The sequence below is a fragment of the Mangrovimonas cancribranchiae genome (assembly GCF_037126245.1).
GTDB classification, from domain to species: domain Bacteria; phylum Bacteroidota; class Bacteroidia; order Flavobacteriales; family Flavobacteriaceae; genus Mangrovimonas; species Mangrovimonas cancribranchiae.
The window spans coordinates 2,787,590-2,802,352 of sequence record NZ_CP136925.1; the positions used below are offsets into that span (position 1 = coordinate 2,787,590).

The window sequence follows — 14,763 nt, forward strand, 5'->3', positions numbered from 1 at the left end:
TACTTTTTAATAAATATATTTTTAGTCTTATCTAAATTTAATTTTATATTTGCATAAATATAAACTTTAAAGAATGTATTCATTTATATATTTCCTAATACCAATTATTTTATTTCCAGTTAGTGTAATGTCGCAAAGCTTTACTATACATGGGAAAGTCACTTCACAGGGTAAACCATTATCCTATGTTAATGTATATGTAAAAGGCACTACCAAAGGCGCTGTAACAAACGATAATGGTCGTTTTAAAATTTCGAATATCTCTCCAGGTGAATATACCATTATAGCGTCGTTTACAGGGTTTAAAACAGAAACAAAACACATCGTCATAACCAGCCAAAACCTAAACATAAACTTCAATTTAAAAATAACCGAAAGCCTAGATGAAGTCGTAGTTACTGGCACGCTAAAACCTGTTAATCGTCTGGAAAGCCCTGTTCCCGTTGAAGTTTATTCGCCAACATTCTTGAAGAAAAACCCAACGCCAAATATTTTTGAAGCCTTACAAAACGTAAATGGTGTTAGACCACAACTTAATTGCAACGTGTGTAATACGGGTGATATTCACATCAATGGATTAGAAGGACCGTATACCTTAGTCTTAATTGACGGAATGCCCATTGTTAGTGGCTTGTCTACTGTTTACGGACTTTCAGGGATTCCAAATTCGTTAATTGAACAAGTTGAAGTGGTAAAAGGCCCCGCGTCGTCTTTATATGGTAGTGAAGCTGTTGGTGGATTGATTAACATCATCACCAAACGTCCTGAACATGCTTCAAAGTTTTCGGCTGATGGCTTTGTTACAGGTTGGGGAGAAGCTAATTTGGATCTAGGCTACAAAGCCCAAATTGGGAAAAAAACAACAATGTTATTAGGTACCAATTATTACAACTATTCCAACCCCATAGACAACAACAACGATAACTTTACCGATGTCACGCTGCAAGATCGAGTTTCCATCTTTCAAAAATGGGATTTTAAACGTCGTGAAAACCGTAAGTTTTCTCTAGCTGGACGGTATTTTTACGAAGATCGTTGGGGTGGCGAAATGCAATGGAATACAAATTATCGCGGTGGAAACGAGGTATATGGTGAAAGTATTTACACCTCGCGATTTGAGTTTATTGGCAACTACCAACTACCATTAAAAGAGACCATTAATTTTCAGTTTTCATATTCCGATCACGACCAAAACTCGGTGTATGGCGATATGCCCTATTTAGCACAACAACGCATAGGGTTTGGACAATTGGTTTGGGACAAACCACTTAAAAATCACGATTTACTCGTTGGTGCTGCGGCACGTTATAACTATTACAACGACAACACCACTGCAACCCCAAAAGCAGATGAAGTCACTATTCCATCTCTATTTGTTCAAGATGAAATAAGCCTAACAACCAAACAAAAATTATTATTGGGTGCGCGATACGATTATGACAAACGTCACGGCTCTATTTTCACCCCTCGAATTGCCTATCGTTATAAACCTACTAAAGATGATATTTTTAGAGTAAATGCTGGAACAGGGTTTCGAGTGGTTAATCTTTTCACCGAAGAACACGCTGCTTTAACAGGGGCAAGAGATGTGGTGATAGAAGAAACTCTAAAACCAGAAAAATCATACAATATAAACATTAATTACCTTAAAAAACTCTATACAAAAAGTGGTATGATGTTCACTTTTGATGCCTCGGTTTGGTACACGCATTTCACCAATGCCATTTTACCTGATTATGATACCGATCCCAATAAAATTATTTATAACAATTTAGATGGTTATGCTACTTCCAAAGGTGCAAGTTTAAATATAGATGCCGTATTTGGAAGTGGTATAAAAGCCCTTCTGGGAGTCACCTATCAAGACGTATCGCAAACCGAAAATAATGTAACCATAGATCAAATTTTAACCGAAAAATTCTCTGGAACTTGGGCATTATCCTACAAACATTACAAAACCAATTTAACTTTGGATTATACAGGAAACATTTACGGCCCAATGCGATTGCCAACCCTAGGCGAATTAGACCCAAGAAGCGATATCTCGCCAACATGGAGCATTCAAAACATACAACTCACTTTTGATGGTTTAAACAATCTTGAATTTTACGCTGGTGTAAAAAACCTCTTAAACTGGACGCCAAATAAAGGTGAGCCATTTATAATTGCTCGTGCTCACGATCCGTTTGATGAACAAGTGCAATATAATAGCGATGGTAGTGTTATGGCAACACCAGAAAACCCTTATGCGTTAACATTCGACCCGTCGTATGTATATGCACCAAATCAAGGACGACGCTTGTTTTTTGGAATACGATTTAATTTGAATTAAAAACCACGCTCTTTCTGTAGTTGTTCGTAAGCTTCTTGTACCTGACGGAATTTTTCCTTAGCCCCTTCTTGATGTTCTTTCCCAAGGTGAATTACCTTGTCTGGATGATATTTCTTAGCCATCTTTCTGTAAGCTTTTTTAATCTCATCAACAGAAGCTGATTTATCAATTTCAAGAATTTTATAGGCATTATCACTACTGCTGTAAAACATCGCTTTAATGCTTTCAAAATCCCTATGACTAATTCCCAAATATCCTGAAATGGTTTGAATTTGTTTCACCTCAGCATCGCTAACGTGTCCATCGGCTTTGGCAATCCCAAATAAAAAATGAAGCAATTGCAAACGCGATGGATGATCCATCATTTGCCGAATCTGCATACACACTTGTCTCGCCGAAATATCTTGCTTATTAATACTTTTAAACAACTTAAACGCATGATTGGCACGGTCTTTACCATACATACCGGCAAATTGTTGGCGCACATAATCCAACTCACGCTGGTCTGGTTTGCCATCAGCTTTTATAACGATCGATGCCAAAACCAAAAGACTCACCTCAAAATCGCCCGACTGTGTTCTTCTGGTTTGATATTGTCTTTTAAACGTTTTTGCTTCACTGCTAGACATACCATCAATTACACCACCTAAGGCCATACCAACAATGGCACCAATAGGACCACCAAATGCCCAACCTAGTGCAGCACCAATCCATTTTGTAAAACTCATTAACTATCGATTTTATTTATGGGTAAATATACTATTTGTTTGTAGAACAGATATGGAGTTTGTTACACAATTGGTATCTTTGCACAAACAAATAAAAATTCTAAAACACATAATATATGTATCCAGCAGAATTAGTAAAACCAATGCGCGAAGACTTAACTCAGGTTGGTTTTGAAGAATTGCACACCGTAGAAGCTGTAGATGCCGCCATAGCCAAAGAAGGAACAACTTTAGTAGTTGTAAACTCGGTTTGTGGTTGCGCCGCAGCCAATGCTAGACCAGGGGCTAAAATGAGCTTAAACAATGCTAAAAAACCAGATCATTTAGTGACGGTTTTTGCTGGTGTTGATAAAGATGCCACCGATAAAGCAAGAGCTTATATGATACCTTTTCCTCCAAGTTCGCCAAGTATGGCCTTATTTAAAGATGGAGAATTGGTTCATATGTTAGAGCGTCATCATATTGAAGGTCGCCCAGCTGAAATGATTGCTGAAAACCTTGTTGATGCCTATAACGATCATTGTTAAGACAACACAAATAACATTTTAAAACCACGGCAATTGTGTCGTGGTTTTTTTGTGCGTTCTTTTTAATATTTTTGTGCTATGATAAAGTTACTCTCATATCCATTAACCATTTTATTTTTTATTTGCTTTGGGTTAACACTACTTATTTTTCACCCCATACAATGGATATGCTTGAATATTTTCGGCTATCAAGCGCATAAAAAAAGTGTTGATTGGTTACAATTTTTCTTAATGCGAAGCACCAATGTTTTAGGTACGAGATATTCGTTTGAAAACACTTATGCCATTAATACGAACCTACCTGTTATTATTGTCGCCAATCACCAAAGTATGTACGACATTCCTCCTATTATTTGGTATCTGCGAAAACACCATCCCAAATTTATTAGCAAAAAAGAATTAGGAAAAGGAATTCCTAGTGTCTCATTCAATCTAAAGTATGGCGGCTCAGCTTTAATCGATAGAAAAAAACCTAAAGAAGCTATTCAAGTCATTAAAGATTTTGCAGAATACATTAAAAGCAATAACCGTGCGGCGACCATCTTCCCAGAAGGCACACGAAGCAGAACGGGCCAACCAAAACCATTTCAGAAAAAAGGTTTGATTACCCTGTTTGAAGGTATCCCAAATGCTACAGTTGTTCCCATTACCATTAATAATTCCTGGAAAATGTTACGCTATGGAAAATTCCCTATGGGATTAGGAGCACATTTAAAGTTTAAAGTCCATCATCCCGTAAAAGTGAGCGATTTTGATTATGATACGCTTATAAAGCACTTAGAAAAAGAAATTACTAAAGACGTGATTGTATGACACAAACCGAAATCATCGATAAAACAAAAACCTTTGTAAAGCAACAACTTGAAAATGCCGAAGGCGGCCATGATTGGTTTCATACGCAACGCGTTTTAAACACTAGTTTACTTATCGCTAAAAATGAAAATGTAGATGACTTTGTGGTGTCTTTAGGTGCCTTACTACACGATATTGCAGACAGCAAGTTTCACGATGGCGACGAAAATGTTGGCCCTAGAATAGCCCGTGAATTTTTATTCAAATTGGATGTAGATTTAGATGTTATCGATCACGTGGTGAACATCATTAAAAACATTTCTTATAAAGGTGGTAATTTTGAACAAAACTTTACCTCGCAAGAATTAGACATCATTCAAGATGCCGACAGATTGGATGCCATCGGCGCTGTTGGTATTGCAAGGTGTTTTAATTATGGTGGATTTAAAAACCGAAAACTTTACGATCCAGATATTGCACCGAACCTTAATATGAACAAAGAGGAATACAAAGCTTCAACAGCACCAACCATAAATCATTTTTACGAAAAACTACTACTTTTAAAAGACCGTATGAACACCAAAACGGGAAAGCAATTGGCCGAGCAACGCCATCAATTTATGGAAACCTATCTAGAGCAATTTTATGCCGAATGGCGTGGCGAACGGTAGTTAAAACAATGTCAATTGACCATCCTTATACTGCTCGTGAAGCTGAGTATTTAATCTGGGTATCATTTTGTCTTTAAAGTATTTTTGTTTTGCCAATTGTATCAGCATATTTATTTGTTCGGCAATTTTACCTTCTCCTCGCATTCTAGTACCATAACGGCTATCGTTAAGTGTTCCGCCGTGGCAACTTTCAATTTGATGTAAAACTTTTTCAGCTCTGTCTGGCATTGTTTTTTTAATCCAATCGGAAAAAATCTCGCCAATGGCACCATTCAACCGTACAATCGTATACCCAATACTTAAGGCGCCAGCTTCTGAAACTGCTTTCGCCATTGGTAATATTTCGTGACTATTAATGGATGGAATGATAGGCGCCAACATCACATTGACAGGAATACCATTTTCTGAAAGTGTTTTTACGGTTTCCAAACGTTTTTTAATCGTGGCCGTTCTGGGCTCCAACACACGTCTAGTATCTTCAGATAAAGATGTGATGGAAACATTAACAGCCACCAAACCGTCTTTATGTAATGCTTTCAAAAGATCCAAATCACGCAATATCAAAGCATTTTTTGTAATAATAGCTACGGGATGCTTGTATTTTAAAAATACCTCTAAACATTGTCTTGTAAGTTGAAAGATTTTCTCTGCCGGTTGGTAGCAATCGGTATTACCAGACATAACAATAGTTTGGGCTTGCCAGCTTTTCTTTCTAAGAAGAGCTTCTAGTAACTTTGGTGCATTTTTCTTGACCAAAATGCGACGCTCAAAATCCAATCCAGCACTATAACCCCAATATTCGTGAGAGTTTCGTGCGTAACAATAAATACAACCGTGTTCGCAACCTTGATACATATTCATAGAATACGTCATCCCAACATCTGGGCTTTTCACTTTATTGACAATGGTTTTGGGAAAAGTCTCTAAGTATCGTGTTTTATTCTTGTCTGCTTCTTCACCTTCCTTAGCACAAAACTCCAAAAAATCGTCGCGCACCTCGTGGCTTAACTCAAAGAAATGATTGTGCACATTTTTTTGTGCACCACGACCTTTGATAATGGTTTTTTGTTGTTCCAAAGAAGACATAAAACGAGAATATTTCTTTAAAATTATAAAGAATAACCCACGAAAAATTGTTAAAATGAAACAAGTTTTCAACAAAAAAGGCAGCCTAAGGCTACCTTATATATTTAAAGACATTAAGACTATTTCCCAGGAAAATCGGCTTTACGTTTTTCTAAAAAAGCCGTGGTACCTTCTTTGAAATCTTCGGTACCGAAGCAACTCCCAAATTCTTCAACTTCAACATTAAAACCATTCACACCATCTTCGTAATTAGCATTAACCGCTTTAATAGCCGAACGAATGGCAACAGAAGAGTTTCGCATAATCTTATTCGCTAGTTTTTCGGCTAGAGGGATTAACTCATCTAAAGTTGCTACGTGGTTTACCAAACCATAATTTAGCGCCGTGTTGGCATCAATCATACCAGCTGTCATTACCAATTCCATTGCGCGACCCTTGCCAATAAGCTGTGGCAAACGTTGTGTACCACCATACCCAGGAATAACACCAAGCGAGGTTTCTGGCAAGCCCATTTTGGCATTGTCACTGGCGATTCTAAAATGTGCCGCCATCGCCAATTCTAATCCGCCACCAAGCGCAAAACCATTTACGGCTGCAATAACTGGCGTGCCTAAATTGGCCACAAAATCGAATAACAATTCTTGACCTTTGGCTGCTAATTCTTGACCTTGATTCACGTTAAAATCGGCAAACTCACTAATGTCTGCTCCCGCTACAAAAGCTTTTTCGCCACTTCCGGTAATAATAATCACTTTGGTATTGGCATCATTTTCGGCCGCTTCAAAAGCCTCGTGAAGCTCTTGGATGGTTGCTTTGTTTAACGCATTTAATTTTTTTGGTCTATTGATGGTAATAGTTGTAATACCATTATTTTGTTCTGAAAGAATATTGTTGTAACTCATTTTTATTGGTTTATTCGGTTGGAAAAACGACTTTAAATGTTGTTCCTTTATTTTTTTCTGTGGTAAAGGTAATACTTCCTTGGTAAGTTTCCACAATGTTCTTTACCATAGCCAAACCAAGTCCCATACCACTTGATTTTGTTGTGAATTTGGGTTCGAATATTTTGCCTTTGTTTTCTTCTAAAATACCTACGCCATTATCAGAAATGGTAATAATAACCTCTTGGTTACCTTCGGAAACATTAACCAAAATGGTCTTGTTGTCTTGCTCATCGGGAATGGCTTGCGTGCCATTTTTCACCAAATTTGTAACCACACGGATAAGTTGTGTGCGGTCTAATTTGGCCTCAATAAGTTCGTTTTCTGAAGTAAACTGAATGTAGTCTTCGCTAAAGATATCCAATGCTAATTTGGTAATCTCCACCACGTTTAAGGTTTCGTTTTTTTGTGCTGGCATTTTGGCAAAGTTTGAGAATGCCGAGGCTATCGAACTCATGGTGTCGATTTGCTGGATAAGTGTTTTGCTATATTCGTTTACTTTTTTATCAATATCCGGATCGTTGACATCAAACTTTCTTTGAAAACTCTGTACACTTAGTCGCATTGGCGTAAGTGGATTTTTAATCTCGTGAGCTACTTGTTTAGCCATTTCGCGCCATGCTTGTTCACGTTCACTTGTTGCCAATTTAACGGCACTTTCTTCAAGCTCGTCTATCATACTATTGTAAGCCTTTACCAGGTTTTCAATTTCTTCGCTAGACGATTCAACTTCTATTTTTTCGTTGCGTTTTTCAAGACGCGTGGCTTTCATTTTTTCGCTAATAGCTTTTAAAGACTTGGTAATGTATTTGGACAGCCAATAAGCCAAAGTTATGGCGAAAAATAACATAAATAAATATGCTAAGGCTAAGCGTTTTAAAAATTCATTAAGCTCGTTAGTAAAAAAGTCATCATCTTCTAAATATGGTAAATTTAAAATAGCTAGGGGTTTAAATTTTTGATCGGTGATGTATGAATACGAGGATTGAAAAACATGGCCTTCTTCAAAGTTCTTTTCAACATAACGCCGTTCTGAAGTTTGCGATAAATGATTTAAAATATTGGCATCCAAGCACGTTGTTGCTGTAGTATCTGGTGAAATAGATGCTTTTGAAGAAATAAGAAGTCCGCCATCTAAATCGTATAATTTAACCTGAAGGTTGTGAACATCAGCAATTTCGTAGATTTCTTCCTTAAAAATTAAGGGGATTTTTTCGGTGGTAACTTCGTAAGTAGTTTCACGTATAACAAAATCTATATTACGCTTTATGGCGCGTTCTTTTCTGTTTAGTCGCTCTTGATGATAGTCTTTTGTTTCTTCTCTATATTGATGAATTGTTACTACAGCAATTAAAATGGATGCGACAAGCACCAATAAAATCATGGCAATAAAAATTCTAAATCGTAGAGAGAGTTTTTTTAGCTGCATACGTTTATTCAGTTAGCTAAATATAGCAATAATCAAGCCACTTCGTTTTATGCATCGGGATTTTTTGACCTAATGTTTTTATAGATTTTAAACCCTAACATTAATAATACGCCTAAAACCACAATGCCAACAACGCCAAAAATCCAATTTATAGCATTTTTTAAAATAACTAAAAACACTACGGCAAACAAAATAAATGTGGCACCTTCGTTCCACAAGCGCATAAAATTTGATGTTTTTTTCACCTCATCACGCTGTAACTGCTTATAAAATTGATGCGTTTTTAGGTGATATACAACAAGCAATACAACGAATAATAATTTAACGTGCATCCATGGTTGTTGGAGCCAAACTGGTTGTAAAATTAATAACCACACAGCAAATATAGTTGCTAAAATAGCCGATGGCCACGTAATAATGTTCCATAAACGTTTGGCCATTAGTTTTAGCTGTTTGCCAAGAATGTCTTTCTCTGGCGATGGCTTATGAAAAGCTTCTATTTGGTATACAAAAAGTCTTGGAATGTAAAACAGTCCTGCAAACCAAGTCACGACAAAAATTAAATGTAACGCTTTTATATAATTGTAATATTCCACAAGCTAAAGGTAATTATTCTGAAATTGGTTTAATTAAAGTCTTTCGTATTTCCCTGTTTAAAAAATAGGCCGTAACAATAGTTGCCAACACATCGGCAATAGGGAACGACATCCACACGCCTAATTCACCATAAAAACTGGGTAAAATCAAGATTAACGGAATAAAGAAAAAGCCTTGGCGTGTTAGCGTTAACAGCAAAGCTGGCGTCGCTTTACCAATGGCCTGAAAATACGCAGCACCTATTAATTGAATGGCAATAATTGGTGTTGCAGCAAATACCCAGCGCATGGCACTTGGTGTTTCTTTAAGTACTTCGGCATCGTGTGTAAATAAACGCGTAATAACATCGGGAAACAGCATTAATAAAATAAAAATGACCGTTGCCAAAATAACCGCATATTTAATAGCCGTATTAATAGTTTCCCGAACGCGACTATATTTTGATGCGCCATAATTATAGCCTGCAATAGGCAAAAAGCCTTGGGTGATTCCGAAAACTGGAAATAAAGCAAACATTAACATTCGTCCAACAATAGCATAAGCCGTAACCGAAGTCTCACCCCCTAAATTGAATAGAATGTTGTTCATAAACAAATAGGTGATACTTACAACGGCTTGTCTAGCTAAAGTGACAAAACCTAAAGAGCCTATTTCTTTAACTATTAATTTATCTAAGCCTAAATGAGCAAAGCTTAATTTTAATTCGGAGTTTTTTGAGAAAAAGAACCACATAATAAACAACAAACACAACATATACGATCCTGTGGTTGCCCAAGCGGCACCATACATTCCTAAATCTAGAAGATTTATAAACACATAGTCTAAAATAAGGTTACCAACCGATGGAATCATCATAGCATACATCGCAAATTTTGGTTTGCCTTCAGCACGTATAACGGTATTTCCCATCATACAAAGCGCTAAAAATGGTACACCATAAAGCACAATGATGTAGTAAATTTTTGCGGGCTCGAAAATAGCACCTTTACCTCCAAAAGCAGGGATAATATCATCAACGTACAACAACCCAAAAACCACTAAAGTTACTGTAAACAAAAGGGTTAACGTAATTTGATTACCAAAAGTTTTTAACGCTTTGCTTTTATTATCTGCTCCTAAAGCACGTGAAATGATGGACGATCCACCAACGCCAATACTCATTCCAAGGGCTGCAATAAAAAACGACACAGGCAGCACGACATTAATGGCTGCAATGGCTGTAGAGCCTATCCAATTACCAACAAAAATAGTATCGACAAGTATATTTAGCGACATAACCAAAATACCTATCGATGCTGGAACAGCTTGTTTTACCAATAACTTACTTATGGGTTTGGTGCCTAAATCTTCCGAAGCTACTTTTGCCATTAAACGGTCACGGTTTCTGTGGCTATCCACGTATTAATCCACTTAGCTAATAAATCTACCCACTCTTGGTCGTCGTTTAAACAAGGTATTGTCGTGAAGTTTTCGCCTCCTACTTCGTGAAAAATCTCTTCACCTTCCATAGCAATTTCTTCTAAGGTTTCCAGACAATCACTTACAAAAGCAGGAGTCACAACCGCCATGTTTTTTATATCTTGACTTCCTAATCGCTCGATGGTTCTATCGGTATATGGTTGTAACCATGGATCGAACCCTAAGCGCGATTGAAATGATGTTGAATATTTTCCTTCTTCTAATTGAAGTTTTTCAGCAACCAAACGTGTCACCTCAAAACATTGATGGCGATAACAGAATTGATGTGCTTTTGATGCTGTTACACAACAGCTGCCATCTATTTTACAATGCGACTTCGTAATATCACTTTTTTTAATATGACGCTCTGGAACTCCGTGATAAGAAAATAGTAAGTGATCTATGTTCTTTCCTTTTAAATGTTTTGAAATGCTGTTAGACAGGACTTCTATATAATCCGGATTATTATAAAACGCCGGTAAATCGGTGATTTTTAAATTAGGAAAATCTGTTTTTCTTATGTCCTCGGCAAGTACCAAAATTGTTTCGGTTGTTGCCATAGCGAATTGTGGATACAATGGAATAAGCAACACCTCTTCTACACCTTTATCAACCAAATCTTGAAGGCCTTTTTTTATGGTCATACTACCATAACGCATGGCAAGACCAACAGGCATTTCTACTTGTTGTTGCACTTTCTCTTGAAGACGTTCTGAAATAACAATTAAGGGCGACCCTTCTTCCCACCAAATCTTTTGATAAGCAGCAGCCGATGCTTTTGGTCGTGTGTTTAAAACAATACCGCGCACAATAAAACTACGTAACCAAAATGGCACATCAATAACACGCGGATCCATTAAAAATTCGTCAAGATATGTTTTTACATCCTTTGGATTAGGACTGTCTGGCGAGCCCAGATTGACGAGTAAAATTCCTTTTTTCATTAATTTTTCTTAGTTAAGATATCGACATCACATATTTTTTTGGTGTCGTACCATATTTCTTTTTAAATGCTGCAATAAAATGACTTGCAGTACTGTAACCTACCTTTAATCCTACTTCATTTACATTGTGATCTCCCGATTCCAAAAGTTTTCTAGCGTATTCCATTTTGTAATCAAACAAAAAACTAAATACCGAATCGCCGTAAATTTCTTTAAAACCTTCTTTAAGCTTTTTAAGACTCAACCCAATTTCATCGGCTAATTCTTGCAAGGTTGGTGGTTCGGCCATTCTAGATATAATAATATCCTTAGCTTTTCGTATTTTAATGACATTAGTCTCATCAACTAAAAATGGGCATTGTTCTACATTGGCTTCTTCATTCCTATGAAAGTACAAACTTAATAGTTCATATGCTTTGCCATTGAAATAGAGATTTTTTATGGAGCTATTAAGGTTGTAATGTATTAATTGTGTTAACACAATAGCCATTGATGGCGTAATTTTTCCATCCTTATAATACTTTTTATCTTTATTATCGTCGCTTAAAAACGTAATGTAATCGGCTTCTTGAGAAAATAAGCTATGGAATTTTTTTATTGAAATTAATACCGAAACTAGCCAAGTATGCGGGTTACTATTAATATGAATAGGTAAATCGCGTTGTGGATTATACAACAACAACGATTTTTCGTCTTCAATATCTAAACCATAATTTCCTTGATTAAATACAAACTTACAAGACCCTTTTAAGCAAAAATGAAACTGTATAAAACTACTATCTATATCACGTTCTAAAACCTCAACAAGCTCATTTTCATTCTGATAGGTGAGCACAATAAAATCCTCATCTATTTTCACTTCTGAAAACGACCCTTTAGCGACATTTTTACTACGGTTAAAATCGGTCTTCATTATATATTTATTTAGATTTGTTCTAAATTATAAACATCAAAAGCATTGATATATCGGCAAAAATATGATATTTATCAATTTATATGAAAAAACAACGCTAAAAAACCACTATCGACATTAAAAGTTCTTTTAGCGTTACTTTTTGTTATATCGACCTTATATTTTTGTCACTTGTATTTTTATTTATTTATGCCGCAATCTAAAAAACACAAAACATTTTATGCTATTGGATTAAGCTACAAAAAAGCAGATGCCGTAACGCGCGGTCATTTTAGTTTAGATGAAAATGCTAAAACTGCTTTATTTAAACAAGCCAAAGCCGATAATATTTCTAGCCTGATTGTAACCTCAACGTGTAACCGTACCGAGTTGTATGGATTTGCAGAACACCCTTTTCAATTAATAAAATTACTTTGTGATAATACTAAAGGCACCGTTGAGGAGTTTCAAAAAGTGGCCTATATTCATAAAAGTAATGAAGCCGTTTCTCATATTTTTAAAGTTGGAGGTGGTTTAGATAGTCAAATTCTAGGCGATTTTGAGATTATAAGTCAATTAAAAGCAGCTGCAAGACAATCTAAAAAAGAAGGTTTGCTTAACAATTACCTAGAGCGTTTGGTAAACGCTGTAATTCAAGCTAGCAAGCGTATAAAAACCGAAACAAATATTTCATCTGGTGCTACGTCTGTTTCGTTTGCTTCTGTGCATTATATTCTCAACAATGTTTCGGATATCACCAATAAAAATATCCTATTATTTGGTACGGGGAAAATAGGTAGAAATACTTGTGAGAACTTAATAAAACATACCAAAAACGAACATATTACCTTAATAAACCGTACTAAAACGAAGGCTGAAGAAGTTGCTGGAAAATTTAATGTTGTAGTTAAGGATTATGCCAATTTACAAGAAGAAATCAACGCTTCAGATATTTTAATTGTTGCTACAGGTGCACAAAACCCAACGGTAGATAAATATTTAATTCAATCCAAAAAACCATTGTTAGTTTTGGATTTATCTATTCCTAAAAATGTAGACCATAATGTTTCAGAGTTAGAGAATGTAACGCTAGTTCATTTAGACCATTTATCGCAAATCACAGATAAAACTCTAGAAGACCGAAAAACGCATATTCCTGTTGCCGAAGCGATTATCGAAGAGGTTAAAACAGAGTTTAACGGCTGGCTAGAAACCCGAAAGTTTGCCCCAACAATAAAAGCCTTAAAGCTTAAATTGAATGATTTTAAAACAGCTGAGTTAGATACACAACGTAAAAAACTCAGTGATTTTAACGAAGAACAAGCCGAATTGATAAGTAACAACATCATTCAAAAAATCACCAATCACTTTGCCCATCATTTAAAAGATGATGACATCCCTACTGATGAAAGCCTGGAACTCATAAAAAAAGTGTTTCAATTAGAAGAAACGAAGTATGTCTAAAGTTATAAGAATTGGTACACGCGATAGTAAATTAGCACTTTGGCAAGCCAAAACCGTCCAACAAAAACTAGAGGATTTAGGATATAACACCAAACTGGTTCCTGTAAAATCGCAAGGCGATATTATTCTGGACAAACCCCTATACGAACTTGGTATAACAGGTGTTTTTACCAAAACCTTGGACATCGCCATGCTTAATGGCGACGTTGATATTGCCGTACATTCTATGAAAGATGTGCCAACGCAATTACCCAAAGGCATAATACAATCGGCTGTTTTAAAACGCGCCAACACCAAAGATATTTTGGTTTATAAAGATGTAGATTTTTTAAACACCGTTGGAACTATTGCAACAGGAAGTTTAAGACGTAAAGCACAATGGCTTAACAAATACCCTAATCATACCGTTGAAGGATTGCGCGGTAATGTTATAACACGTTTACAAAAGCTGAAAGACAATAACTGGAATGCTGCTGTTTTCGCCAAAGCTGGTTTAGAACGCATTGACATTCTCCCCGAAAACCACATCGAACTGGATTGGATGATTCCCGCACCCGCGCAAGGCGCTATGGTTGTTGTAACGTTACAAAACGATACATTTTCAACTGAAGCTATTTCAAAGTTAAACCATCAACCTACCGAAATTTGCACCCATATAGAACGTGAGTTTTTACGTGTTTTAGAAGGCGGTTGTACAGCGCCAATTGGAGCTTCGGCAATAATTAATGGCGATTCCATCCAATTTGAAGGCGTGTTACTTTCTATCGATGGAACTAAAAAATTAAGTGTACGTAAATCTGTGGCACTTTCCAATTACAAAGGTTTTGGAAAAGCTTGTGCTTTGGAAATCCTAGACAATGGTGGACGTGAATTAATGAAAGCCATAAAAGCTGCGCTATAAA

The 14,763-nt window shown here is 36.3% G+C and carries 14 protein-coding genes; 6 read left to right on the plus strand and 8 right to left on the minus strand.

Annotated features, from left to right (window positions below):
• Window positions 1-73 precede the first annotated feature (73 nt).
• Complete coding sequence (locus tag R3L15_RS12870; protein WP_338732154.1) at window positions 74-2,332, plus strand: TonB-dependent receptor; 2,259 nt, start codon at window positions 74-76, stop codon at window positions 2,330-2,332.
• Here R3L15_RS12870 and R3L15_RS12875 read toward each other — a convergent pair.
• On the minus strand, window positions 2,329-3,060 hold the full coding sequence (locus tag R3L15_RS12875) for a TerB family tellurite resistance protein (RefSeq protein WP_338732155.1): 732 nt from the start codon (window positions 3,058-3,060) through the stop codon (window positions 2,329-2,331). The genes R3L15_RS12870 and R3L15_RS12875 overlap by 4 nt on opposite strands.
• 116 nt (window positions 3,061-3,176) lie before the next feature.
• Here R3L15_RS12875 and R3L15_RS12880 point away from each other — a divergent pair, with 116 nt between their 5' ends.
• The 3 genes from R3L15_RS12880 (at window position 3,177) to R3L15_RS12890 (ending at window position 5,050) form a co-directional block, all read left to right on the plus strand.
• Complete coding sequence (locus R3L15_RS12880; protein WP_338732156.1) at window positions 3,177-3,587, plus strand: BrxA/BrxB family bacilliredoxin; 411 nt, start codon at window positions 3,177-3,179, stop codon at window positions 3,585-3,587.
• A gap of 78 nt (window positions 3,588-3,665) precedes the next feature.
• Window positions 3,666-4,400 carry a lysophospholipid acyltransferase family protein gene (locus R3L15_RS12885; RefSeq protein ID WP_338732157.1) on the plus strand — a complete coding sequence of 245 codons (735 nt, stop codon included), beginning with the start codon at window positions 3,666-3,668 and terminating at the stop codon, window positions 4,398-4,400.
• Window positions 4,397-5,050: an HD domain-containing protein gene (locus R3L15_RS12890; RefSeq protein ID WP_338732158.1), complete on the plus strand. Its 654-nt coding sequence runs from the start codon at window positions 4,397-4,399 to the stop codon at window positions 5,048-5,050. Before R3L15_RS12885 ends, R3L15_RS12890 begins: the two co-directional genes overlap by 4 nt.
• Here the strand turns inward: R3L15_RS12890 and R3L15_RS12895 are convergent, their stop codons facing one another.
• The 7 genes from R3L15_RS12895 to R3L15_RS12925 all read right to left on the minus strand — a co-directional run bounded on the left by R3L15_RS12895 (window position 5,051) and on the right by R3L15_RS12925 (window position 12,418).
• Window positions 5,051-6,136 (minus strand): PA0069 family radical SAM protein, encoded by a 1,086-nt coding sequence (locus tag R3L15_RS12895; protein WP_338732159.1) that lies wholly within the window; start codon window positions 6,134-6,136, stop codon window positions 5,051-5,053.
• A gap of 119 nt (window positions 6,137-6,255) precedes the next feature.
• Window positions 6,256-7,038, minus strand: coding sequence for an enoyl-CoA hydratase-related protein (locus tag R3L15_RS12900; RefSeq protein ID WP_338732160.1), 783 nt, complete (start codon window positions 7,036-7,038; stop codon window positions 6,256-6,258).
• Window positions 7,039-7,048: 10 nt separating this feature from the next.
• Window positions 7,049-8,506 (minus strand): ATP-binding protein, encoded by a 1,458-nt coding sequence (locus tag R3L15_RS12905; RefSeq protein ID WP_338732161.1) that lies wholly within the window; start codon window positions 8,504-8,506, stop codon window positions 7,049-7,051.
• Between the two features lie 47 nt (window positions 8,507-8,553).
• Complete coding sequence (locus R3L15_RS12910; RefSeq protein ID WP_338732162.1) at window positions 8,554-9,102, minus strand: CopD family protein; 549 nt, start codon at window positions 9,100-9,102, stop codon at window positions 8,554-8,556.
• A 13-nt stretch (window positions 9,103-9,115) separates the two neighbouring features.
• Window positions 9,116-10,471, minus strand: a complete 1,356-nt coding sequence (locus R3L15_RS12915) for an MATE family efflux transporter (RefSeq protein WP_338732163.1) — start codon at window positions 10,469-10,471, stop codon at window positions 9,116-9,118.
• Window positions 10,471-11,505: a ferrochelatase gene (gene hemH, locus R3L15_RS12920; RefSeq protein WP_338732164.1), complete on the minus strand. Its 1,035-nt coding sequence runs from the start codon at window positions 11,503-11,505 to the stop codon at window positions 10,471-10,473. The genes R3L15_RS12915 and hemH overlap by 1 nt, the downstream gene beginning before the upstream one ends.
• A gap of 13 nt (window positions 11,506-11,518) precedes the next feature.
• Window positions 11,519-12,418, minus strand: coding sequence for an AraC family transcriptional regulator (locus R3L15_RS12925; RefSeq protein ID WP_338732165.1), 900 nt, complete (start codon window positions 12,416-12,418; stop codon window positions 11,519-11,521).
• Between the two features lie 189 nt (window positions 12,419-12,607).
• On the opposite strand from R3L15_RS12925, the gene hemA reads away from it, so the two are divergent.
• Together hemA and hemC are read left to right on the plus strand one after the other, a co-directional pair.
• Window positions 12,608-13,861 (plus strand): glutamyl-tRNA reductase, encoded by a 1,254-nt coding sequence (hemA, locus tag R3L15_RS12930; protein WP_338732167.1) that lies wholly within the window; start codon window positions 12,608-12,610, stop codon window positions 13,859-13,861.
• Window positions 13,854-14,762, plus strand: coding sequence for a hydroxymethylbilane synthase (gene hemC / locus R3L15_RS12935; RefSeq protein ID WP_338732168.1), 909 nt, complete (start codon window positions 13,854-13,856; stop codon window positions 14,760-14,762). The genes hemA and hemC overlap by 8 nt, the downstream gene beginning before the upstream one ends.
• The last annotated feature ends 1 nt before the right edge of the window (window position 14,763 follow it).

What these genes read in the sequence shown, in the direction of transcription:
- R3L15_RS12870 (WP_338732154.1), top strand. Translation starts at nt 74, where the DNA reads ATGTATTCATTTATATATTTCCTAATACCAATTATTTTATTTCCAGTT.
- R3L15_RS12875 (WP_338732155.1), bottom strand. Translation starts at nt 3,060, where the DNA reads ATGAGTTTTACAAAATGGATTGGTGCTGCACTAGGTTGGGCATTTGGT.
- R3L15_RS12880 (WP_338732156.1), top strand. Translation starts at nt 3,177, where the DNA reads ATGTATCCAGCAGAATTAGTAAAACCAATGCGCGAAGACTTAACTCAG.
- R3L15_RS12885 (WP_338732157.1), top strand. Translation starts at nt 3,666, where the DNA reads ATGATAAAGTTACTCTCATATCCATTAACCATTTTATTTTTTATTTGC.
- R3L15_RS12890 (WP_338732158.1), top strand. Translation starts at nt 4,397, where the DNA reads ATGACACAAACCGAAATCATCGATAAAACAAAAACCTTTGTAAAGCAA.
- R3L15_RS12895 (WP_338732159.1), bottom strand. Translation starts at nt 6,136, where the DNA reads ATGTCTTCTTTGGAACAACAAAAAACCATTATCAAAGGTCGTGGTGCA.
- R3L15_RS12900 (WP_338732160.1), bottom strand. Translation starts at nt 7,038, where the DNA reads ATGAGTTACAACAATATTCTTTCAGAACAAAATAATGGTATTACAACT.
- R3L15_RS12905 (WP_338732161.1), bottom strand. Translation starts at nt 8,506, where the DNA reads ATGCAGCTAAAAAAACTCTCTCTACGATTTAGAATTTTTATTGCCATG.
- R3L15_RS12915 (WP_338732163.1), bottom strand. Translation starts at nt 10,471, where the DNA reads ATGGCAAAAGTAGCTTCGGAAGATTTAGGCACCAAACCCATAAGTAAG.
- hemH (WP_338732164.1), bottom strand. Translation starts at nt 11,505, where the DNA reads ATGAAAAAAGGAATTTTACTCGTCAATCTGGGCTCGCCAGACAGTCCT.
- R3L15_RS12925 (WP_338732165.1), bottom strand. Translation starts at nt 12,418, where the DNA reads ATGAAGACCGATTTTAACCGTAGTAAAAATGTCGCTAAAGGGTCGTTT.
- hemA (WP_338732167.1), top strand. Translation starts at nt 12,608, where the DNA reads ATGCCGCAATCTAAAAAACACAAAACATTTTATGCTATTGGATTAAGC.
- hemC (WP_338732168.1), top strand. Translation starts at nt 13,854, where the DNA reads ATGTCTAAAGTTATAAGAATTGGTACACGCGATAGTAAATTAGCACTT.